Source organism: Burkholderia sp. ABCPW 111 (assembly GCF_000773065.1).
GTDB classification, from domain to species: domain Bacteria; phylum Pseudomonadota; class Gammaproteobacteria; order Burkholderiales; family Burkholderiaceae; genus Burkholderia; species Burkholderia savannae.
On record NZ_JPWT01000036.1, the window covers coordinates 103,778 to 124,395 of the forward strand.

Consider the following 20,618-nt stretch of genomic DNA (forward strand, 5'->3'; position numbering starts at 1 on the left):
CGCCGAAGCCGCATGCCTGCGACGAGGGCGACAAGGGCGACAAGGGCGACAAGGGCGACAAGGGCGACAAGGGCGACAAGGGCGACAAGGGCGACAAGATCGACAAGAGCGACAAGAGCGACAAGAGCGACAAGGGCGACAAGAGCGACGCCGCGGCGCAGGCTGCGAGCCGGGTTGCCGGCGGTCGATGGCGACGCGCCTCGGGGCCGATGCGTCAGGTGCGGTGAGCGACATGCGGCGTGCGGCGTGCGGGCCCGACGGGTAGCGCGATCAGCGCGCGTCGACGCCGTTTGCGTTGGATTGCGTTGCGGCTTCGGTTGTCGCGGCGTTCGCCGTCGCGGGCGCCGATGCCGACGCTGTAGTGGTCGTCGCTGCTGTCGCCGCTGCGGCCGTTGCCGCCGTCGCTGTCGGCGTGGGAGCGAGCGTGGCTGTCGGAGAGGCCGCCTGCGCGGCATTCGCCGGGGGCTGCGCGCCGGGCGACGGCGTCGATAGCGGCATCAGCGGCATCAGCGGCATCAGCGGCGGCGGCGCGACGGGCAGCGGCGCATCGAGCGATGCCGATGTCGCCGGCTGCCGCGCGGGTTGATACGCCGGTTGATGCGCGGACGCGACCGGCGCCGTCGGCGGCGCGATCGACGACGGGTGGCTCGTCTCAGGCGTCGAGGCCGGCGCGGATGCCGGCGCTGGCGCGGACGACGGCGAAGGTGAAGGCGAAGGCGAAGGCGAGGACGACGGCGAGGAAGCCGGTGCGGGGGCCGATGCCGGCGCGGGCGATGCCGTTGGCGTAGATGCGGCCGCCGCAGGTGCCGAAGCGGATGCCGAAGACAAAGACGACGAAGACGAAGACGCTGACGCAGCGGACGCCGGCGCGGGTTTCTGCGCCGGCGCGGATGCGGCGGCGGGTGTCGCCGATGCGGATGCCGCCGCCGAAGCCGCCGAAGCCGCCGAAGCCGCCGAAGCCGCCGAAGCCGCCGAAGCGCCGTCGGCCTCGGCCGGATGCACGGGCTGCGCGGGCGGCGTCGGCACGGCGGGGGTCTTCATCTTCATCGGCGCGCCTTCGGCCGTTTCCTCCGGCTCCGGCAGCGGCGCGACGCGCTCCTTCTCGGCCGCCTTGACGGCGGCCTTGTCGCGCCGCGTCGGGTCGATCTTCAGGAAATGGTCGACGAGATTGAAGAAGCGCTCGTAGAACACGCCGGCCGGAATGGTTTCGCTCGCGATCTTGACCATCGCGTCGTCGCTCGAGCCGATCGGCAGCGACAGCGAGCCGAACACGCTCAGGCCGACGCTCGCCGACGTATTGCTCTTCTTCAGCGAGTAGCGATCCTGCACGGCGTTCACGTACGCGATGCTCGACGTGCCGTCTGCGTCCGCGTCCGCGCAGACGACGTGGAATTCGATGACGACGTGCGAATCGTTGCTCGGCTGGAAGTTCTTGCTGCCTTCGATCGCATCCGCGCGCGTCGCGCTTGCCATGTAGCCCTGGCTCAACAGCGCGCGGCGCGCGGCTTCGCACGTCGCGGCCGATTTTTCGTGGAATGTGCGCGCGTAAGGGCTCGCGGTCGCGTCGAATTGTTCTTGCTGATACAGCGGCTTCGGCGCGGACGAGCAGGCGGACAGCACGGTCGCGATCGCAACGGCGGACGGAACGAGGAACGGTCGGAATCGGTTGTGCATGGCGTAATTCGAAGTGGCCGGCCACGTGCGGCGCGCCGCGGCCCGCGCGCACGCGCGGACGGGGCGCTGCCGATCGGCGCGGCCGCGCGTGCGAGCCGCGGCGGCGATCCGAGCGGCCTTCCGCGCGCCGATCAGGCTGACGCGATGTGGCTTGGCGAGCCGGCTATTATAAGTTTTCTTGGTGCGCGGCAGCATGAACGCGCGATCTGGCGCAACGCGCGCCGTACTTTCGGACGCCTTTCGAAGCGAACGGTCGGGCCGCGGCACGCAAGATGCGACGTCGAATCATCGGGCCCGGCGTGCATCGGCCGCGCGGATTCCCCGCAATTGCCGGCGCGGCTCGACGCCCGCATGCCAGCGAATTTCCCGGGTCGTTCGGCGCACGGCGGGCCGCCGTTTCGCCACGCGCGCCGCGCCGGATGCGGTGGTTTCGGGGGCGGGGCCGACGTTCCGGAAACCTCGGACGCTTGCCTGCAGCGCGTCCGCCGGACGCGACGGATGCCGCGACGCTTCATGCCACCACGAAGCTGCTGCGCAAAATCAGTCGCGAACTGCTGCTTTTATCGTTCGCCGCGCGCGGTTACCGTGATGCGCATGGAACGCGGCGCGACTCGTGCGCCGCCATGTCGGAGAATGGCGATGGGTTTGACGAGAATGCTAAGGATGGTGCTGTGGAGTTTCTTCGGCGTGCGCAAGGGGGCCGAGCATCAGGCCGATCTCGCGTCGGTGAAGCTGCCGTGGGTGCCGGTGATGGCGATCCTGCTCGCCGCGTGCTTCGGCGGCTTCCTGTTCGCGATGGCGAAGGTCGCGACCACCGTGATGCGCTGAGCGCGGCGCTGGCTCGCGCCGCGCTCGGACGCCGCGTGGGCGCTCGGCGCCGGCTCGCGAGCGGTCAGCGCCGCTTGCGCACGGACGGCCGCGCGACGAGCTCGCCGACGATGCGGATCGCATCGTCGACGCTCGCGCTCCACGGATGGCCGAAATTGATCCGCACGCAGCGCTCGAATGCATGCGCGGCGGAAAAGAGCGGGCCGGGCGCGACGCTGACGCCGCGCCCGATCGCCTCGCGATGCAGCGCCATCGCGTCGATCGCATCGGGAAACGCCAGCCACAGGAAATAGCCGCCGTCGGGCAGCGTCCAGTGCACGTCGGGCGGCAGGTGGCGCATCAGCGCCTCGTTCATCCGGCCCATCTGGCCGCGCAGCGCGCCGCGCAGCTTGCGCAGGTGCCGATCGTAGCCGCCGTGCTCGAGATAGTCGGCGATGCCGACCTGCGCGGGAGTGCTCGCGGACAGCGTCGTCATCAGCTTGAGCCGCCGCACTTTCTCGGCGAAGCGCCCGGCCGACGCCCAGCCGATCCGGTAGCCGGGCGCGAGCGTCTTCGAGAACGAGCTGCAGTGCATGACGAGCCCGTGCTTGTCGAATGCGCGCGCGGGCAGCGGATAGTCCGGCCCGTGGTGCAGCTCGCCGTAGACGTCGTCTTCGATGAGCGGCACTTCGCGCGCGGCGAGCATCTCGACGAGCGCCTTCTTCTTGTCGACCGACAGCGTGACGCCCGTCGGATTCTGGAAGTTCGTCATGAACCAGCACGCGCGCACGTCATGGCGGTCGAGCGCCGCGGCGAGCGCGTCGAGGTCGAGGCCCGTGCGCGGATCGACGGGAATCTCGACCGCGCGCAGATCGAGCCGCTCGATCGCCTGCAGCGCCGCATAGAAGCCGGGCGCCTCGACGGCGACCACGTCGCCGGGGCGCGTGACGGCCATCAGGCACAGATTGAGCGCTTCGAGCGCGCCGTCGGTCACGACGATCTCGTCGATCGGCTGCGGCACGCCGATGCCGAGGTAGCGCAGCGCGATCTGGCGGCGCAGTTGCTCGCTGCCGGGCGGCAGGTCGACGACGGTGCTCCGCGGGCTCACGAGCCGCGTCGCCTGCGCGAGCGACTTCGCGAGACGCGGCAGCGGAAACAGATGCGCAGACGCAAACGCGGAGCCGAGCGGCACGATGCCGGGATGCGTCGAGGCTTCGAGCACGGAGAACACGAGATCGCTGATGTCGACCTTGCGCGATTCGGCGGGCGCGGCGGCGCGCGCGATCCGGCCGCCCGGCGCCGGCTGGCCGTCGTTCGCGCGGGCGCTCGCCTGCGCGCCGTGCGCGACGTAGTAGCCCGAGCGTTCGCGCGCGCGGATCAAGCCCCACTGCTCGAGCAGGTAATACGCACGAAACACGGTCGACTGACTGACGCGATGCTGGGCGATCAACTGGCGCAGCGACGGCATGCGCGTGCCGGCCGCGATGTTGCCGGACCGGATGTCGCCGGCCATCGTGCGGGCGAGCGTTTCGTAACGTTTCATCGATGAATGGCGGGTTGAGCGGCGGCGCGCCGGCGGCGGCCGATTGGCGCGGCCGGCGCCGCCGGCGCGGCCGCTCATTGTCTTATGCCGGCCGACAAAAGAAAAGTCGCCGCGTGGCGAAGGAGGAGCGGCGCGGCGCGCGCGTTGCAGCGCGCCGTCTCGAATCGAGATGCATGGCGCGCACGTTCGTACGGCACCCGGGCTTCATCAGTCGGCGAGGCAGTGGCTTCGCGAACGGCGTCGCGGTCGAGCGCGACGAGATGGATGTTCAAGAAGGACATCTTCCGGCTAGCATCGCGAGCGCGCGACACCGGGAACATCGATCGATCCGTGATCCGCTCCGTGCAGCGGCCGCGACCGGCCGCGTTTGAGCGGCGCGTTTGAGCCTATGCGCGACGGCCCGCGCCTGCGCTTGCATTCGGCGGCATCGCGCGATGAGCGGCGGATCGAGCGGATTTCTCGCTGGGCCGCCCGGGTTTCGACGCGCCGGAGAATCGTGCGTGCCGCGCGTGGCTCGCGCGGCACGCACGCGGCCGCATTCATGCTCGTGCGGCCGCGCGCGCCGGCGCGACGTTACTTCACTTCACTTCACTTCGACGCGCCGAGGCTGCGCTGCGTCGCGCCGCGGAATCGTCAGCTTCAATACGCCATCCTGAAGATTCGCTTCGATCCTCGCCGTGTCGAAGTCCGGGCTCAGCCGGAACGTGCGTGCGAAATGCGGCTCGCGCACTTCGACGTGCTGCGTGCGCGAGCCCGCCGGCATCGGCAGTGCCGCGTGCGCGTCGATCGACAGATGGCCGTCGTGGATCTTCACTTCGAGCCCCTCTTTCGCAACGCCGGGCAGGTCGGCCCACAGCGTCACGCCGTGCTTGTCTTCGTACACGTCGACGGCCGGCGCGACCGTGATCGCGCGCGATGTTTCGCCCGCGTCACGGCGAGACGGCGCGGCGGATTGACGTTCTGCAACTGAATGGCTGGTATTCACGATCGGCTCCTTGATTCGAGGCGGGCGGGGCTCATTGAACGGTGATCGCGCGCGGCTTCGACGCTTCGCGCTTGCCGACGCTGATCAGCAGGCAGCCGTTTTCGTAACGGGCCCGGACCTTGTCGGGATCGGCGTTTTGCGGCAGCTCGACGACGCGCCGGAATGCGCCGCGAAAGCGTTCCTGCGCATAGGCGCGCGCGTCGGCGTCTGCTTGCTGGACGGGTTTGCGCTCGCCGCTGATCGTGAGCAGCCCCTTGTCGATCGACACGTCGAAGTCGGCCGCGCGCATGCCGGGCGCGAACGCGACGATCTCGATCGAATCGTCGGTCGTGCCGACGTTGAGCGGCGGGAATGCGCCGAGCCGGCTCGCGCGAAGGCTGGACGGGGAGCCGCCGAACAGATTCGCCATCTGTCGATGCAGACGATCGAACTCGTTGAAAAGATCGGCGCCGAAATAGAGATCGCTCATGGTCGTGTCCTCCTGGAACGCGGCCTGCGAACGCGAGGGCATGCGTGCCGGTCCGTTCGCGTGGCCGTGACATATCGGTCGAAACAGGCAGCGCGCGGGTGCGGCTGCGTCAGCGTCTCGAAGATAGGCGCGGCGAGCGCGATTTCAAGAGGCGCGCGGCGATCGGTGCGACGATCGATGCGCGGGGCGACGTGCGGCGTAGCGGCTCGCGTTCGACGACGTGCGGCGGACTGCGCCTGATGCCCGCGATCGGGACCGGTTTCGCGCGCATTTGCGGCATCGAGGCCGTGTCGCGTAGTCGGCGCGGAGGTTGCGGATTGCGGTGCTCGCGAAGGTCGATGTTGATGTTGATGGCGACGGCGGTGGTGCGGCCGAGCGACGAGGGTTACGTGGCGACGTGACGACGTGACGACGTGACGACGTGACGACGTGACGACGTGACGACGTGACGACGTGGCGAGGTGACGACGTGGCGAGGCGGCGGGGCGGCGGGGCGCCGCACTCGTGGTTGCACGCACACGTGTCCGGGCGCTTCGTCGCGCGCCGGTGTCGGCGACGCAGCGGCGGGCGTTACGAAGCAAACGAGTTCGCTGTCGTGCATGCGCATCATGGATGCGTGCCGTGCCGTGCCATGTCGTGCCATGTCGTGCCATGTCGCGTCGTGTTGCGTCCCGCCTCGCGCCGTCTCGTCCCATCGCGTCCCGTCGCTTCGCGACCGCCAAGGCGAATTCGTTGCCGACGCGCCTGCATCGCGCGCGTTTCAGTTCCATCGAACATCGAACCGGCATCGGCTCCGTCCGTCCGCGGCGCGCGCGTGACGCACGTCCGAGTAGAAGAAAAGCATGTCGGCGACGGAACGGGGCGCGCGTCGCGTTCGCCGCGTTCCCGCCGTGCGGATTCGAATCGCGATCGGCGCGCCGGACGCGCACCGTCCAGAGCGCACGAACATGGCCGGACGCTTGCCGAACGACGGCAACGTGCGACGCGCCGAAACGTGTCGCTTGCGCGCGCAACGAAGGCGAACGTTCGCGCGCCGCGCCGTATCGGGAATTCTCGCGAATGTCATTCATCGCACACAGGCCATGCGCACACAGGCCATGCGCGCGCGGCCGACACGCGTCGCCGCGCTTGCGCCGCGGAGGCCGGAGCGCGCATTCGCGTCGGTAATAACCCGCGTCGGCGCGCATCGGGCTTATGCTGGATTGCTCCAATTGCGCTCGGCGAGCGGGCCGGCGCGCGTTCGTCGCGAGCGGATCGCGCGTCGCGCCGGGCGCCCGCGGCTTGCTGCGGTGCAGCGCCGGCACGCGCATCGCGATGGTATGCTGGCCTTCACCTTGATCGTACGGCAGGTGCATGAGCAAGCTTGGCGATACAATCGTTCCCACCCCCAAAAAAAACGAACGCTCCTCGATTCTCGGAGTCGGAACGTGGAGTGCGACGCCCACGCTGCGCGCATGCGCATGCGTCGCCACCAGCCATCGCGTAGCGCCGCTACGCCAGCCGCCGCGCGCGTCGTCGCGCGGCGCGCGCACGGAATTCTGGTTCTACAACACGGAGACATTCTCATGACCCGAAGCAACGTGGTCGCGGCGACGCGCACCATTCCGATCGACGTTCCCGACTACGTAAAGCACCGCGGCCTGATCGACTGGGTCGCGCGTATCGCGGAGCTGACCGAGCCGGATCGCGTCGTCTGGTGCGACGGATCGCAAGCGGAATACGACCGCCTCTGCGACGCGATGGTCGAGCAAGGCACGATGGTGCGCCTCAATCCGGCGAAGCGGCCGAACTCGTTTCTCGCGCTGTCCGATCCGTCCGACGTCGCGCGCGTCGAGGATCGCACGTTCATCTGCAGCGAGCATCGCGACGACGCCGGCCCGACCAATCACTGGGTCGCGCCCGCCGACATGCGCGAGACGCTCGGCGGCCTCTTTCGAGGCGCGATGCGCGGCCGCACGCTGTACGTCGTGCCGTTCTCGATGGGGCCGCTCGGCTCGCCGATCGCGCACATCGGCGTCGAGCTGTCGGACAGCCCGTACGTCGTCGTCAACATGCGGATCATGACGCGCATGGGCCGCGACGTGCTCGGCGCGCTCGGCGAAGACGGCGAATACGTGCCGTGCGTGCACAGCGTCGGGCGGCCGCTCGCCGCGGGCGAGAGCGATGTCGCATGGCCGTGCAATCCGACCAAGTACATCGTGCATTTCCCCGAGTCGCGCGAGATCTGGAGCTTCGGCTCCGGCTACGGCGGCAACGCGCTCCTCGGCAAGAAGTGCTTCGCGCTGCGCATCGCGTCGACGATGGGCCGCGACGAAGGCTGGCTCGCCGAGCACATGCTGATTCTCGGCGTGACCTCGCCCGAGGGCCGGAAGTACCACATCGCCGCGGCGTTCCCGTCCGCGTGCGGCAAGACGAACTTCGCGATGCTGATCCCGCCGAAAGGCTTCGACGGCTGGCGCGTGACGACGATCGGCGACGACATCGCATGGCTCAAGCCCGCCCGCGACGGGCGCCTCTACGCGATCAATCCGGAGGCGGGCTATTTCGGCGTCGCGCCGGGCACGGGCGCGAAGACGAATCCGAATGCGCTCGCGACGCTCACGGAGAACGTGATCTTCACGAACGTCGCGCTGACGGAGGACGGCGATGTCTGGTGGGAGGGGCTCACCGACACGCCGCCCGCGCGGCTCACCGACTGGCAGGGCAACGCATGGACGCCGGAGATCGGCCGCGAGACGGGGCGCAAGGCCGCGCATCCGAACTCGCGCTTCACGGCGCCCGCGTCGCAGTGCCCGTCGATCGACGACGACTGGCAGAACCCGGCCGGCGTGCCGATCGACGCGTTCATCTTCGGCGGCCGCCGTTCGACGACGGTGCCGCTCGTCACCGAGGCGCGCGACTGGGTCGAGGGCGTCTACATGGCGGCGACGATGGGCTCGGAGACGACCGCGGCGGCGGCGGGGCAACAGGGCGTCGTGCGGCGCGACCCGTTCGCGATGCTGCCGTTCTGCGGCTACAACATGAGCGACTACTTCGCGCACTGGCTGTCGCTCGGCGAGACGCTCGCGGCGTCGGGCGCGGCGTTGCCGAAGATCTACTGCGTGAACTGGTTCCGCAAGGATGCGGACGGCCGCTTCGTGTGGCCGGGCTTCGGCGAGAACATGCGCGTGCTGAAGTGGATGCTCGACCGGATCGACGGCAAGGGCGCGGGCGTCGAGCATGCGTTCGGGCTCACGCCGCGCTACGAGGATCTGCATTGGGAGGGGCTCGCGTTCTCGCCCGCGCAGTACGCGCAGGTGACGTCGATGAATCCGGCCGAATGGCGCGACGAGCTCGCGCTGCACGCGGAGCTGTTCGACAAGCTGAGCGCGCGGCTGCCGGGCGCGCTCGCCGATACGAAGGCGAGGATCGAGTCGAGGCTCGGCGACTGAGCGGCGAAGCCGGGCGCGGCGCGAGCCGCGACGCGTGATGCGTGATGCGTGATGCGTGATAGGTGACGCGCGGCGCATCACGCGCGACGCGCGCGCCGCCGATCGATCGCGCGAAAGCGAAGAACCGCATGACGCAGCAGCGTTCGTGCGGTTTTTTGTTTCGCCGACCGCGCGCACGCGGCGGCGCGCGCGCAGCCGGCGGCAAGCGATTCGAGCGGGCGCCGCGCGCGGCCACCTTGGTTCGATGCGACAATCGTGCGCGCATTCGAACACCCAGGAGACACCGCCCATGAAGATTCAACGGATCGCCGTCGTCGGCGCCGGCGTGATCGGCGCGAGCTGGACCGCGTTTTATCTATCGAAGGGCTTCGACGTCGCCGTGACCGATCCGGCGCCCGACGCGCGCGCGCGGCTCGATGCCGCGCTCGCGAATTTTCTCGGCGAGCGCGCCGCGTCGCTCGCATCGCATCTCGCGTTCGAGCCGACGCTCGACGCCGCGCTCGACGGCGCGGATTTCGTGCAGGAAAACGGCCCCGAGCGTCTCGATTTCAAGCGCGACCTGTATCGACGGATCGACGCGTTGCTGCCCGCGCGCGTGCTTGTCGCGTCGAGCTCGTCGGGGCTCAGGATGTCGGACATTCAGAGCGCGTGCGGCGCGCATCCCGAGCGCTGTCTCGTCGCGCATCCGTTCAACCCGCCGCATCTGATTCCGCTCGTCGAGCTGGTCGGCGGCGCCGCGACGTCGGCGGACGCGATCGCGCAGGCCAAGCGCTTCTACGACGGTCTCGGCAAGGTGACGATCGTGCTCAACAAGGAGATGGCGGGCCACGTCGCGAACCGGCTCGCGGCCGCGCTCTTTCGCGAGGTGTATCACCTGGTCGGCGAAGGCGTGGTGAGCGTCGAGGACGCGGACAAGGCCGTGTCGTGGGGGCCCGGCCTGCGCTGGGCGTTGATGGGGCAGGGCCTCGTCTATCATCTCGGCGGCGGCGAGGGCGGCATCGCGCATTTCCTCGAGCATCTGTCGGGCCCGATGGCGAGCTGGTGGGACGATCTCGGCGCGCCGTCGTTTTCGCCCGACGTCGATCGCAAGCTGATCGACGCGCTGCGCGAGATTCAGGGCGCGCGCTCGATGCGGGAACTCGGCGCGGAGCGCGACCGCCTGCTTGTCGACCTGATCGACGCGCGGCGCGGCAGCTTCTTGCCCTGATCGCCGCGAGCGGTTCGCGCGGCGCGTGCTTCGGCGGCGACGGGGCGCGCGTCGCGTCATGCGCGGGCGCGAGCGGTTCGCCGCGCGATCACTGCTGTTCCCGCGCCCATGCGGGATCGGCCGCCGCGAGGCGGGCGCGGTTCGCGTCGATCGTCGCCTGGCTCGGCGGATAGTCGCCGTCCGGCGTCGGGATCACGCCGTCGCGGTACGCCTGGATCAGCTCGGCGCGCACCTGCGCGCGGGTCTTGCCTTGGGCCGCGTCGGACGTCGATGCGAGCGCCGACGTCGCGGTCAGCACGGACGCCGCGACGGCGGCGGCCGCGACGAGAAAGCGTAGCGTATTCATCGAAAGCTCCAGAAAGGTGACGGGATGGAAAGCGAAGCGCCATGACTTCGCGTTCCGTCGAGTCGCATTCTGGACGGGCGCGCCTGAGCGGACGATGACCGCATCATGGCGATTTTGTCAGGCGGCGGGCGAGGCCGCTCAGGCTGCGGAGACCATGGAGGCCGTGTAGGCGGCGCAGGCCGCTCAGGCCGCGGAGGCGGTGCGCGAGGCTTGCGGCGCGACGCGCATGTCCGAATCGGCGAAGCCGTCGCGCGCCGGAATCGCGCCGCGCGATCCGTTCGCGGCCAGCGATGCCGCCGCCGCTGACCGCTTTCCTCCGTCAGAACTCGTGCGCCGCCGCGACGAGCGTCGCCTCGAGCGCGAGCGCCGGGCGCGATGCGTTCGCGGGCCGGTCGATCACGTATTCGAGATCGCCGAGCGCGGGCAGATCGGCTTCGAGCTTCGCGAGCCCGTGCGGAATCACGTAGCCGGCGAACGCGCTGATGCCGAGCCCCGCGCTCGCCGCCGCGCGCAGCACCGCGATGCTGCTGCTCGCGACGGCGATCCGGTACGGCTGGCCGATCGCGTCGAGCGTCTCGAGCACGCGCTTGCGCGACACGCTCGGCTCCGGATGCAGCGCGAGCGGCAGCACGGGCTCGCGCCCCGTGAGCGGCGAATCGGGGCCCGTGCACCAGTAGAGCGGCTCGGTGCGGATCACGCGCCCGCGCCGGCTGCCCGCGATCCGCTTCGCGAACACCAGATCGTGCCGGCCGGCGTCGAGCGCGTCGAACAGCTCGCCGGACAGGCCCGTCGCGATCTCGAGCTCCACGTCCGGGTTGCGCTGCAGGAAGCTCGCGAGCGCGGCCGTCAGGTGCGTCAGCGCGAAATCTTCCGACAAGCCGAGCCGCACCTTGCCCGACAGCGGCGGCCCGCACACCGACGCGACGGCCTCGTCCATCAGCTCGAGGATGCGCACCGCGTAGCGGAACAGGGCCTCGCCGTTGGGCGCGAGCCGCACGTTGCGGGTGTCGCGCTCGAAGAGCGGCCGGTCGAGCAGCTCTTCGAGGCGGCGGATGTGCTGGCTGACCGTCGATTGCGACAGGTTCACGCGCTCGGACGCGGCGGTGAAGCTGCCCGTCTGCGCGACGGCGACGAAACTGCGCAGCAGTTCAGGCGGTAACGGACGCATTGCTAAACCCACTGAATCGAATTCGACAACTTCATAAATGGCCGCGGGCGGCGGGACTACGATGTGCGAGGCCCGGCCGTCGCGCCGCCCGCTTTTCGGGCGCGCGGCGTCGGCGGCTGCGCCGCCGCCAGTCTACGGCAAGCCGGCGCGGCGGGCCGCCGGGTCTTCACCCCGTCGCCGATGCATTGCCATTGCCGCCCGAGAACGCGCTCGCACGACGAGCTGCCGGGCCGCGGCGCTCGCGCCGCGACGATCCATCATCAGGAATCAGGAGGCACGCATGATCATCTACGGAACCGCGCTGCTCGCGTTCTGCCATCTGGCCGGGCTCTTCCTCGGCGATCTGCTGGGCGCCGCGATCGGCGCGAAGACCAACGTCGGCGGCGTCGGCATCGCGATGCTGCTCCTCATCGGCCTGAAGCTCCATCTGCATCGGCGCGGCTGGCTGCCGAAGGAGACCGAGTCCGGCGTCGCGTTCTGGGGGGCGATGTACATCCCGGTCGTCGTCGCGATGGCGGCCAACCAGAACGTCGTCGCCGCGCTGAAGGGCGGGCCCGTCGCGTTGCTGTCGGCGGTGGGCGCGGCCGCCGTGTGCGCGGTCTGCATCGCGGTGCTCGCGCGCGTCGGGCGCGACGCGACGACGCTCGCGGCGCTGCCGCGGCCCGAAGAGAACTGAGCGGGAGCCGGCCATGATCGACATGCTCGGAAGAGTCGTCGCGCACAACGGGCTCGTCGCGTCGTTCGCGCTCGTCGGCTGCATCATGCTCGCGTCGGCGGCGCTGTCGAAGAAGCTCACGCTCGGCCGCGTGCACGGCTCGGCGATCGCGATCCTGATCGGTCTCGCGCTCGCGTACGTCGGCGGTGCGTACACGGGCGGCGAGAAGGGGATCGCCGACGTGCCGCTCTTCGCGGGCGTCGGCCTGATGGGCGGCGCGATGCTGCGCGATTTCGCGATCGTCGCGACCGCGTTCGAGGTGCAGCCCGCCGAGGCGCGCAAGGCGGGGCTCATCGGGCTCGCGTCGCTGTTGCTCGGCACGGTGCTGCCGTTCGTCGTCGGCGCGAGCGTCGCGCGCGCGTTCGGCTATTCGGACGCCGTCAGCATGACGACGATCGGCGCGGGCGCCGTCACATACATCGTCGGGCCGGTGACGGGCGCGGCGATCGGCGCGAGTTCCGACGTGATCGCGCTCAGCATCGCGACGGGCCTCGTGAAGGCGATCATCGTGATGGTCGGCACGCCGTTCGCGGCGAGCTTCATGGGGCTGCGCACGCCGCGCGCGGCGATGATCTTCGGCGGGCTCGCCGGCACCGTGAGCGGCGTGAGCGCCGGGCTCGCCGCGACCGATCGGCGGCTCGTGCCGTACGGCGCGCTGATCGCGACGTTCCATACGGGCGTCGGATGCCTGCTCGGGCCGTCGCTGCTGTTCTTCGCGACGAAGGCGGCGGTGGGGGCGTGACGCCCGCGCGCGGGATCGCATGCGGCCGCGCCGGCCGATCCATCGCGCGCGCCACTGAGTCGCATCGCGCAACGTCATCAATCGCCGCGGCGGCGCGGCTTACAATGCCGCAGAACCTACCGGACGGATACGCAGGAGGCGACTCTATGACGGGATGGAACGACGCCCGCGCCGCGCGCGCCGCGCGTCTCGCGGCGGCCGCGCCGCTCGCGCAGCGCAAGCGGGTGGCCGCGCGCGACGCGACCGCGCTGCTCGAGGCGGTGCTGCGGCCGGGCGAGCGCGTCTGCATCGAGGGTGACAACCAGAAGCAGGCGGATCTGCTCGCCGCGGCGCTCGCCGCCGTCGACAGCGCGAAGGTGCACGATCTGCACATGGTGCAATCGGGCGTCGTGCTGCCCGAGCATCTCGACGTGTTCGAGCGCGGGATCGCGAAGCGGCTCGACTATGCGTATTCGGGCCCGCAGTCGCAGCGAATCGCGAAGCTGCTGTTCGGCGGCAAGATCGAGCTCGGCGCGGTGCACACGTATCTCGAGCTGTTCGCGCGCTACTTCATCGATCTGACGCCGCACGTCGCGCTCGTCGCAGCGGTGAGCGCCGACGCCGACGGCAACCTGTACACCGGCCCGAACACCGAGGACACGCCGACCGTCGTCGAGGCGACCGCGTTCAAGGACGGCATCGTGATCGCGCAGGTCGAGAAGATCGTCGATCGCGTGCCGCGCGTCGACATTCCGGGCGACCGCGTGCACTTCGTCGTCGAGGCGGGGCGGCCGTTCTACGTCGAGCCGCTCTTCACGCGCGATCCGGCCGGCATCACCGAGACGCAGATCCTCACCGCGATGCTCGCGATCAAGGGCATCTACGCGCGCTACGGCGTGAAGCGGCTCAATCACGGGATCGGCTTCAACACGGCGGCGATCGAGCTCGTGCTGCCGACCTACGGCGAGCGGCTCGGGCTCAAGGGCAAGGTTTGCACGCACTGGGCGCTGAATCCGCATCCGACGCTCATTCCGGCGATCGAATCCGGCTGGGTCGAGCAGATCCACTGCTTCGGCTCCGAAGTCGGGATGGACGACTACATCCGCGCGCGCTCCGACATCTTCTTCACGGGCGTCGACGGTTCGCTGCGCTCGAATCGCGCGTTCTGCCAGACGGCGGGCCTCTACGCGTGCGACATGTTCATCGGCTCGACGCTGCAGATCGATCTCGCGGGCCATTCGTCGACGGTGACGGCCGAGCGGATCGCGGGCTTCGGCGGCGCGCCGAACATGGGCAGCGACGCGCGCGGGCGGCGTCACCCGAGCGAGCCGTGGATCAAGGCGGGCGAGGAGGCCGATCCGGCGACGCCCGCGGCGCTGCGGCGCGGGCGCAAGCTCGTCGTGCAGATCGGCGAGACGTTCGGCGAGAAGAACGCGCCGATGTTCGTCGAGAAGCTCGATGCGCTGCGCCTGGCCGACAAGCTCGCGCTCGATCTCGCGCCGGTGATGGTGTACGGCGACGACGTCACGCACGTCGTCACGGAGGAAGGGATCGCGAATCTCTTGCTGTGCCGCGACGCCGACGAGCGCGAGCACGCGATTCGCGGCGTGGCCGGCTACACGGAGATCGGCCGCGGCCGCGACCGCCGGCTCGTCGAGCGGCTGCGCGAGCGCGGCGTGATCCAGCGCCCGGAGGATCTCGGCGTCGATCCGCTCGACGCCGACCGGCGGCTTCTCGCCGCGCGGTCGATCAAGGATCTCGTGCATTGGTCGGACGGCTTGTACGCGCCGCCGTCCCGATTCCGCAATTGGTGAGGAGCGTTTCGCAATGGAACAGTTGAACTATCGCCACGCCGCGCGCGCGCGCGCGAAGGGCGACGCGGCGTGGGCGATCGTCGGCGTCGTCGCGTCGGGCAATCTCGAAGTGCTCGTCGAGCGCGTGCTGCCCGACACCGAATGCGAAGTCGACATCCGCACGGCGGCCGCGGGCTTCGGCGACGTGTGGCAGGCGGTCGTCGCCGATTTCGTCGAGCGCCGCTCGCCGGGCGGGCTGCGCCTGTCCGTGAACGACGGCGGCGCGCGGCCCGACATGGTGTCGCTGCGGCTCGCGCAGGCCGTGCGCGCGATCGAAGGAGACGCGCGATGAACGCGGCGGCCACGGAAACGCATCCGAAGATCGCGCCGGCGGGGGCGAGCTGGTTCGAGGCGTCGGCGCGGCAGCGGCTCGCGGGGCTCGTCGACGCGGGCTCGTTCGAGGAATTCGTCGGCCCGCGGGCGCGGCTCGTGAGCCCGCATCTGCCGCTTTTCGGCTTGCCGCAGCAGTTCGACGACGGCATGGTCGTCGGCCGCGCGGCGCTCGGCGGGGCGCCCGTGCTGGTCGCCGCGCAGGAAGGGCGCTTCATGGGCGGCGCGTTCGGCGAGGTGCACGGCGCGAAGCTGACGGGCCTGCTGCGCGCGGCGCGCGAGCTGCGCTCCGTGCCCGTGCTGATCCTGTTCGACACGGGCGGCGTGCGGCTGCAGGAGGCGAACGCGGGCGAGATCGCGGTGTCGGAGATCGTTCGCGCGGTGATCGACGCGCGCGCGGCGGGCGTGCCCGTCGTCGGGCTCGTCGGCGGGCGCGCGGGCTGCTACGGCGGCGGCGGGATCATCGCCGCGTGCTGCTCGGCGCTCGCGGTGTCCGAGCAGGGGCGCATCGGCGTGTCCGGGCCGGAAGTGATCGAGAGCCGGCGCGGCGTCGACGAGTTCGACTCGCGCGATCGCGCGCTCGTCTGGCGGACGATGGGCGGCAAGCATCGGCGGCTCGTCGGCGGCGCGGAGCGCTTCGTCGACGACACGATCGACGCGTTTCGCGACGCCGCGATCGCGCTCGTCGCGCAGGCGCGCGCGGGCGCGGCGTTCGGCACGGCGACGCTCGAGGCCGAGCACGCGCGGCTCGCCGAGCGCATCGCGCGCTTCGGCGGCTGCGAAGACGCGCTCGACGTGTGGCGCGCGCTCGGCGCGAGCGACGCGAACGCGATTCCGTCGCTCGACGGCGCGGCGTTCGCGGCGTTGGCCGGCCGCTTGACGGAGGTGCGCGATGACGCTCGATGACGTGCTCGCTTCGCTGTTTCCGTCGGGCCACGACGTCGCGATCGACGCCGACGGGCTGCTCGCCGGGCACGGCGCGCTCGCGGGGCGCACGGTCGACGTGATCGGCGTCGCGCGGGGCGCGGCGCTCGGCGTCGACGGCGCGCTCGCGCTCGCCGAGCGCGTGCTCGCGACGATCGGGCGCGGCGGCGAGACGCCGATCCTCGTGCTCGTCGACGGCGACAGCCAGCGGATGAGCAAGCGCGACGAACTGCTCGGCCTGAACGAATGCCTCGCGCATCTCGCGAAGTGCCTGCTGCATGCGGACGCGCTCGGCCATCCGACGATCGGCTTGCTGTACGGGCATGCGGCGGCGGGCGCGTTCATCGCGACGGCGCTCGCGACCCGCACGCTCGTCGCGCTGCCGGGCGCGCAGCCGGAGGTGATGGATCTGCAGGCGATGTCGCGGGTGACGAAGCTGCCCGTCGACGTGCTGCGCGAGAAGGCGCAATCGACCGCGGTGTTCGCGCCGGGGCTCGAGAACTTCGCGAAGACGGGCGCGGTCGACGCGGTGCTCGATCCGGCGCGCTCGCTCGCCGAGCAGTTGGCCGGGATCGTCGCGCGGCCGACCGATCGCGCTGATCGGCGCGACCGCGTCGGCGCCGAGCGCGGCGGCCGGCCCGTCGCCGCCGACGTCGCGCAGCGCGTGCATGAGCTCGCCCGCGCCGGCCGCTGACGCGCCGCTCGTGCGGCACACGCTCGTGCGCGTGCGCGCCGACGCGTGGCGCGCGCTGCTCGCCGCGCGCGACGGCGCCGATGCGCTGCCGTACGTGCGCGATTGGGCCGCGCGCGGCTGGCCGCTGATCGTGCGGCGGCGCTCGCCGTGCGATGCGGGCATTCCGCTCGGGTTGCCGCTGCCGCCGTCGGCGGGCAAGCGTCGCGTCGCGCTTGCGGCCGTGCGCGAGCAGATCGACGCGGTGTACGCGCTGCCGGCGCTCGGCGACGTCGAGCATCGGGCGCCGCCCGCGTGGCGGCCGACGCTTGCCGGGTTGCGCGCGCTCGCCGACGCGCATCGAGTCGACTGCCGGGTGTTCGGCAGCCTGGCGTGGCAGACGCTGACGGGGCTGCGCTATGTGGGCGACGGGTCGGATCTCGATGTCTTGTTGATGCCGTTGCGCTCGGAGCCGTCGCTGTCGCTTTCGACGTCGCTGTCTGCGTCGATGTCGTTGTCGACGTTACCGGCACCGTCGATGTCGCCATCGTCATCGTCATCGCCATTGGCTTTGCCTTTGTCTTTGCAGGTATCGTCGCTGACGGCATCGGCATCGGCATCGGCATCGGCATCGGCATCGGCATCGGCGTCAGAACGGGAGGCTACATCGTCGTTTTCGATTTCATCGCGGCGCGACGCGATCGCGCCGTTTCTCGCGGCGCTCGCCGAGCTCGACGCCCATGCGCCGATGCGCATCGACGGCGAGCTGCTGCGTGCGGACGGCGCGGGCGTGAACTGGCGCGAGCTGCACGCGGGCGAGCGCGAAGTCGCGATGAAGACGGCGACGGGCGTCGAGCTTTGCGAGCCGGCGGCATTTCTGGACGCGTGGCGATGAAGCGGCGCGCATCCTCGGTATGGACGGCGGTGTGGTGCGGCGAGGCGCGTCGCGAGCCGGTACGCGCGCTTGACGGGGCGGGCGGGGCGGATACGCTGCTGAATGCGTCGAATGCGTCGAATGCGTCGAATGCGTCGAATGCGTCGAATGCGTCGAATGCGTCGAATGCGTCGAATGCGTCGAGCATCGCCGCGATACCGGACATGCGAATCCTCCGGCATACGCCGTCCGCGCACAACGCGCGCGATCGATCCGATGCGCGAGCCGTCGCGGAGCGTTTCGACCATTCGACACCCGAGTCGCACCGGCGAACGTCGCCGGCGGCAGCGACGATCGGCGCCCACGCGACGCGCTGTCTTCGCCTCGAAATCGACACGTGGCCGAAGCCCGGTCTCGTGAGCCACGTCGACGCGGGCAGCCACGACGACATGACGGCCGGCACCTTCTACCGCAGCGCGGCGGCGCTCGCCCGCTACTTCGCCGAGCTCGCCGCGGCGGGCGCGCACGACGCCGGCATGCCGGTGCTGCGTAGGATCGGCCTGCGCGCGGAGCACGCGATGCTCGCGGCGACGGGCGGCGTGAACACGCATCGCGGCGCGATCTTCGGGCTCGGCCTGCTTTGCGCGGCCGCGGGCCTGCGCGCGTCGGCGGAGCGCGGGCGATGCGCGGGCGCGACGCTTGGCGCGCTCGTCGCCGCGCGTTGGGGCGGCGAGATCGTCGGCGGCCCGCGCCTTGCCGGCAGCCACGGCGAACGCGCGGGGCGTCGCTACGGCGTCGGCGGCGCGCGCGCGGAGGCGGCGGGCGGCTTCGCGAGCGTGTATGCGATCGGCGTGCCGGCGCTGCGCGAAGCCGCGCGGCTCGCGCCGGGCGACGCCGAGGCGGCGCGCGTGCACGCGTGCTTCGCGCTGATCGCCGCGGTCGACGACACGAACCTCTTGCATCGCGGCGGCCGCGACGGCCTCGACTTCGCGCAGCGCACGGCGCGCGAATTTCTCGCGCGGGGCGGCGTGGGCGCCGCCGGGTGGCGCGCACGCGCGGCCGCCGCGCATCGCGCATTCGTCGCGCGCCGGCTGAGCCCGGGCGGCGCGGCGGATCTGCTCGCGATGAGCCTGTTCGCCGCCGCACTCGACGCGCCGCCGCTGCCATGACGATCGCGATTCTCTGTTCGGGGCAGGGCGGCCAGCGCGCCGGCATGTTCGAGCTGACAGCCGATGTGCCGCAAGCCGCGCCGCTTTTCGCGCATGCGGCCGCGCTCCTCGGCGCCGATCCGCGCGAGTGGGCGCGCGACGCCGGCGACGATGCGTTGCGCGAGAACTTCGCCGCGCAGCTCGTCTGCACGCTGCAGGCGCTAAGCGCGATGACGCGGCTCGACGCGCTGCTGCCGCGCCGGCGCTGCGTCGCGGGCTACAGCGTCGGCGAGGTCGCCGCATGGGGCGTCGCGGGGCTCGTCGACGCGCGCGACGCGCTCGATCTCGTCGCGGCCCGCGCGCGCGCGATGGACGCGGCGAGCGACGGCGACGCGCGCATGCTGTTCGCGCGCGGCCTGCCGCGCGACGCGATCGACGCGTTGTGCGCGGCGCACGGCGCGGCGGTCGCGATCGTCAATCCGGGCGACGCGTACGTGCTCGCCGGCCCGCGCGCGGCGCTCGACATGCTCGCCGCGCACGCGCGCGAGAAAGGCGCGGCGCGCGTCGCGCCGGTCTGCGTTCGCGTCGCGTCGCATACGCGCTGGCTCGACGCCGCGGTGCCGCGGTTTCGCGCGGCGCTCGCCGACGTGCGGATCGCGCGCGCACCCGTGCCCGGCACGCGGCTTTTGTCCGGCATCGACGGCGCGCCGGTGCTCGACGTCGCCGCCGGCGTCGACAAACTCGCGCGTCAGATCGCCGAGCCGATCGACTGGGCGGCGTGTCTCGCGGGCTGCGTTGAAGCGGGCGCGCGCGCGTTCGTCGAGCTCGGTCCGGGGCGCGCGCTCGCCGACATGGCCGCCGCCGCGTATCCCGCGCTGCCGGCGCGCAGTCTTGCCGATTTCCGCTCGTGGGACGGCGTGTGCGCATGGTTTTCCCGCGTCGATCCCGGCGCGTAGCGCGCATGGCGTGCGGGCGCGGCGATGCGTCGCCGCGCGCTTTGTCGACGAAACGGTTTGCAACGATGGGGGAGGTGGCTACAATTGCCGCCCCATGACATACCGCGTTCGTTTCGCTCCCGTCTTCTCGTCCGTTTGCGCACTGCTCTGCGCGACGTCCGCGCCCGAATTCGCGCGCGCCGCGCAGATTCCGTCGCGCGATGCCGCGCTCGGCGCGTACTTCGACGCCGATGCGAGCTCGACCGAGATCGAGGTCGAGTTGATTCGGCTCGCGCGCACGCGCGTGCTGGTCGCGGGCGGCGCGTCCGTGCCTGCGGCCGTTGCGTCGGCGCTGTGCGCGGCGCGCGGCCGCGGCGTCGACGTGCGGGTCGTGCTCGGCACCGCGAGCTTCGCGCAGACGCGCGACGCGCGCGGGGCGGGAAACTTCAACGTTTTCTATCGCGCGCCGCAGCTCGCGCAGTCGTATGCGACGGAATTCTGGCGGCTCTACGGCCTGGCGCGCCGATAGCGGGCGACGGCGGCCGCGCGGCGGCGCGGCGCGAGAACGGCGGGGCGTCGACCGAGAACTGCGGCGCGACGCCGGGCGGCGCCGCGCCGGCGCGCGCGCTTCGATGCCCGACATCGCCGACATCGCCGACATCGCCGACATCGCCGACATCGCCGACATCGCCGACATCGCCGACATCGCCGACATCGCCGACATCGCCGACTTCGCCGACTTCGCCGACTTCGCCGACTTCGCCGACTTCGCCGACTTCGCCGACTTCGCCGACTTCGCCGACTTCGCCGACTTCGCG

Annotated in this window: 21 protein-coding genes; 14 read left to right on the forward strand and 7 right to left on the reverse strand. The window is 71.2% G+C overall.

The window, feature by feature from the left end; genetic code table 11:
- Positions 1–270: 270 nt before the first annotated feature.
- Entirely contained in the window at positions 271–1,674 is a 1,404-nt protein-coding gene (locus X946_RS05725; RefSeq protein ID WP_038744844.1) for a DUF2242 domain-containing protein, read from the reverse strand.
- Positions 1,675–2,313: 639 nt separating this feature from the next.
- Here X946_RS05725 and X946_RS05730 point away from each other — a divergent pair.
- Positions 2,314–2,502: a DUF2970 domain-containing protein gene (locus X946_RS05730; protein WP_038744845.1), complete on the forward strand. Its 189-nt coding sequence runs from the start codon at positions 2,314–2,316 to the stop codon at positions 2,500–2,502.
- Between the two features lie 64 nt (positions 2,503–2,566).
- Here X946_RS05730 and X946_RS05735 read toward each other — a convergent pair whose 3' ends face one another.
- The 4 genes from X946_RS05735 to X946_RS05750 all read right to left on the reverse strand — a co-directional run bounded on the left by X946_RS05735 (position 2,567) and on the right by X946_RS05750 (position 5,478).
- The gene (locus X946_RS05735; protein ID WP_038744846.1) at positions 2,567–4,024 is read right to left on the reverse strand and encodes an aminotransferase-like domain-containing protein; all 1,458 of its coding nucleotides are present in this window, start codon (positions 4,022–4,024) and stop codon (positions 2,567–2,569) included.
- A gap of 74 nt (positions 4,025–4,098) precedes the next feature.
- Positions 4,099–4,296, reverse strand: a complete 198-nt coding sequence (locus X946_RS33285) for a hypothetical protein (RefSeq protein WP_145986785.1) — start codon at positions 4,294–4,296, stop codon at positions 4,099–4,101.
- Positions 4,297–4,607: 311 nt separating this feature from the next.
- Positions 4,608–5,009 (reverse strand): Hsp20/alpha crystallin family protein, encoded by a 402-nt coding sequence (locus X946_RS05745; RefSeq protein ID WP_038744814.1) that lies wholly within the window; start codon positions 5,007–5,009, stop codon positions 4,608–4,610.
- 31 nt (positions 5,010–5,040) lie between these two features.
- The gene (locus X946_RS05750) at positions 5,041–5,478 is read right to left on the reverse strand and encodes an Hsp20/alpha crystallin family protein (RefSeq protein WP_038744815.1); all 438 of its coding nucleotides are present in this window, start codon (positions 5,476–5,478) and stop codon (positions 5,041–5,043) included.
- Positions 5,479–7,043: 1,565 nt separating this feature from the next.
- Between X946_RS05750 and X946_RS05765 the strand changes: the two genes are divergently transcribed.
- Both X946_RS05765 and X946_RS05775 read left to right on the forward strand, forming a co-directional pair.
- Positions 7,044–8,909, forward strand: coding sequence for a phosphoenolpyruvate carboxykinase (GTP) (locus X946_RS05765; protein WP_038744818.1), 1,866 nt, complete (start codon positions 7,044–7,046; stop codon positions 8,907–8,909).
- A gap of 289 nt (positions 8,910–9,198) precedes the next feature.
- Complete coding sequence (locus X946_RS05775) at positions 9,199–10,116, forward strand: 3-hydroxyacyl-CoA dehydrogenase NAD-binding domain-containing protein (RefSeq protein WP_038744820.1); 918 nt, start codon at positions 9,199–9,201, stop codon at positions 10,114–10,116.
- Between the two features lie 88 nt (positions 10,117–10,204).
- Here the strand turns inward: X946_RS05775 and X946_RS05780 are convergent, their stop codons facing one another.
- Both X946_RS05780 and X946_RS05785 read right to left on the reverse strand, forming a co-directional pair.
- Positions 10,205–10,462 (reverse strand): DUF4148 domain-containing protein, encoded by a 258-nt coding sequence (locus X946_RS05780; protein ID WP_038744821.1) that lies wholly within the window; start codon positions 10,460–10,462, stop codon positions 10,205–10,207.
- A 319-nt stretch (positions 10,463–10,781) separates the two neighbouring features.
- The gene (locus X946_RS05785) at positions 10,782–11,630 is read right to left on the reverse strand and encodes a LysR family transcriptional regulator (protein ID WP_038744822.1); all 849 of its coding nucleotides are present in this window, start codon (positions 11,628–11,630) and stop codon (positions 10,782–10,784) included.
- 280 nt (positions 11,631–11,910) lie between these two features.
- Between X946_RS05785 and madL the strand changes: the two genes are divergently transcribed.
- The 11 genes from madL to X946_RS36060 all read left to right on the forward strand — a co-directional run.
- Positions 11,911–12,306: a malonate transporter subunit MadL gene (gene madL, locus X946_RS05790; protein ID WP_038744823.1), complete on the forward strand. Its 396-nt coding sequence runs from the start codon at positions 11,911–11,913 to the stop codon at positions 12,304–12,306.
- A gap of 13 nt (positions 12,307–12,319) precedes the next feature.
- Complete coding sequence (madM, locus tag X946_RS05795; protein WP_038744824.1) at positions 12,320–13,087, forward strand: malonate transporter subunit MadM; 768 nt, start codon at positions 12,320–12,322, stop codon at positions 13,085–13,087.
- A gap of 146 nt (positions 13,088–13,233) precedes the next feature.
- Positions 13,234–14,880, forward strand: coding sequence for a malonate decarboxylase subunit alpha (mdcA, locus tag X946_RS05800; protein ID WP_038744825.1), 1,647 nt, complete (start codon positions 13,234–13,236; stop codon positions 14,878–14,880).
- Between the two features lie 13 nt (positions 14,881–14,893).
- Positions 14,894–15,211 (forward strand): malonate decarboxylase acyl carrier protein, encoded by a 318-nt coding sequence (mdcC, locus tag X946_RS05805; protein WP_038744826.1) that lies wholly within the window; start codon positions 14,894–14,896, stop codon positions 15,209–15,211.
- Positions 15,208–16,155 (forward strand): biotin-independent malonate decarboxylase subunit beta, encoded by a 948-nt coding sequence (locus X946_RS05810; RefSeq protein ID WP_038744827.1) that lies wholly within the window; start codon positions 15,208–15,210, stop codon positions 16,153–16,155. The genes mdcC and X946_RS05810 overlap by 4 nt, the downstream gene beginning before the upstream one ends.
- Positions 16,142–16,867, forward strand: coding sequence for a biotin-independent malonate decarboxylase subunit gamma (mdcE, locus tag X946_RS05815; protein WP_038744828.1), 726 nt, complete (start codon positions 16,142–16,144; stop codon positions 16,865–16,867). Before X946_RS05810 ends, mdcE begins: the two co-directional genes overlap by 14 nt.
- The gene (gene mdcG / locus X946_RS05820) at positions 16,842–17,738 is read left to right on the forward strand and encodes a malonate decarboxylase holo-[acyl-carrier-protein] synthase (protein WP_038744829.1); all 897 of its coding nucleotides are present in this window, start codon (positions 16,842–16,844) and stop codon (positions 17,736–17,738) included. The genes mdcE and mdcG overlap by 26 nt, the downstream gene beginning before the upstream one ends.
- A complete protein-coding gene (mdcB, locus tag X946_RS05825; protein WP_152611638.1) occupies positions 17,735–18,886 on the forward strand; it encodes a triphosphoribosyl-dephospho-CoA synthase MdcB in 1,152 nt (383 codons plus the stop codon). The genes mdcG and mdcB overlap by 4 nt, the downstream gene beginning before the upstream one ends.
- Complete coding sequence (gene mdcH / locus X946_RS05830; protein ID WP_038744830.1) at positions 18,883–19,821, forward strand: malonate decarboxylase subunit epsilon; 939 nt, start codon at positions 18,883–18,885, stop codon at positions 19,819–19,821. Before mdcB ends, mdcH begins: the two co-directional genes overlap by 4 nt.
- Positions 19,822–19,915: 94 nt before the next feature.
- Positions 19,916–20,329 (forward strand): hypothetical protein, encoded by a 414-nt coding sequence (locus tag X946_RS05835; RefSeq protein WP_081989372.1) that lies wholly within the window; start codon positions 19,916–19,918, stop codon positions 20,327–20,329.
- Positions 20,286–20,618 (forward strand): hypothetical protein (locus X946_RS36060; RefSeq protein ID WP_038744849.1); only part of this gene is annotated, 333 nt, incomplete at its 3' end. The genes X946_RS05835 and X946_RS36060, both read left to right, overlap by 44 nt.

What these genes read in the sequence shown, in the direction of transcription:
- X946_RS05725 (WP_038744844.1), bottom strand. Translation starts at nt 1,674, where the DNA reads ATGCACAACCGATTCCGACCGTTCCTCGTTCCGTCCGCCGTTGCGATC.
- X946_RS05730 (WP_038744845.1), top strand. Translation starts at nt 2,314, where the DNA reads ATGGGTTTGACGAGAATGCTAAGGATGGTGCTGTGGAGTTTCTTCGGC.
- X946_RS05735 (WP_038744846.1), bottom strand. Translation starts at nt 4,024, where the DNA reads ATGAAACGTTACGAAACGCTCGCCCGCACGATGGCCGGCGACATCCGG.
- X946_RS05750 (WP_038744815.1), bottom strand. Translation starts at nt 5,478, where the DNA reads ATGAGCGATCTCTATTTCGGCGCCGATCTTTTCAACGAGTTCGATCGT.
- X946_RS05765 (WP_038744818.1), top strand. Translation starts at nt 7,044, where the DNA reads ATGACCCGAAGCAACGTGGTCGCGGCGACGCGCACCATTCCGATCGAC.
- X946_RS05775 (WP_038744820.1), top strand. Translation starts at nt 9,199, where the DNA reads ATGAAGATTCAACGGATCGCCGTCGTCGGCGCCGGCGTGATCGGCGCG.
- X946_RS05780 (WP_038744821.1), bottom strand. Translation starts at nt 10,462, where the DNA reads ATGAATACGCTACGCTTTCTCGTCGCGGCCGCCGCCGTCGCGGCGTCC.
- X946_RS05785 (WP_038744822.1), bottom strand. Translation starts at nt 11,630, where the DNA reads ATGCGTCCGTTACCGCCTGAACTGCTGCGCAGTTTCGTCGCCGTCGCG.
- madL (WP_038744823.1), top strand. Translation starts at nt 11,911, where the DNA reads ATGATCATCTACGGAACCGCGCTGCTCGCGTTCTGCCATCTGGCCGGG.
- madM (WP_038744824.1), top strand. Translation starts at nt 12,320, where the DNA reads ATGATCGACATGCTCGGAAGAGTCGTCGCGCACAACGGGCTCGTCGCG.
- mdcA (WP_038744825.1), top strand. Translation starts at nt 13,234, where the DNA reads ATGACGGGATGGAACGACGCCCGCGCCGCGCGCGCCGCGCGTCTCGCG.
- mdcC (WP_038744826.1), top strand. Translation starts at nt 14,894, where the DNA reads ATGGAACAGTTGAACTATCGCCACGCCGCGCGCGCGCGCGCGAAGGGC.
- X946_RS05810 (WP_038744827.1), top strand. Translation starts at nt 15,208, where the DNA reads ATGAACGCGGCGGCCACGGAAACGCATCCGAAGATCGCGCCGGCGGGG.
- mdcE (WP_038744828.1), top strand. Translation starts at nt 16,142, where the DNA reads ATGACGCTCGATGACGTGCTCGCTTCGCTGTTTCCGTCGGGCCACGAC.
- mdcG (WP_038744829.1), top strand. Translation starts at nt 16,842, where the DNA reads ATGAGCTCGCCCGCGCCGGCCGCTGACGCGCCGCTCGTGCGGCACACG.
- mdcB (WP_152611638.1), top strand. Translation starts at nt 17,735, where the DNA reads ATGAAGCGGCGCGCATCCTCGGTATGGACGGCGGTGTGGTGCGGCGAG.
- mdcH (WP_038744830.1), top strand. Translation starts at nt 18,883, where the DNA reads ATGACGATCGCGATTCTCTGTTCGGGGCAGGGCGGCCAGCGCGCCGGC.
- X946_RS05835 (WP_081989372.1), top strand. Translation starts at nt 19,916, where the DNA reads ATGACATACCGCGTTCGTTTCGCTCCCGTCTTCTCGTCCGTTTGCGCA.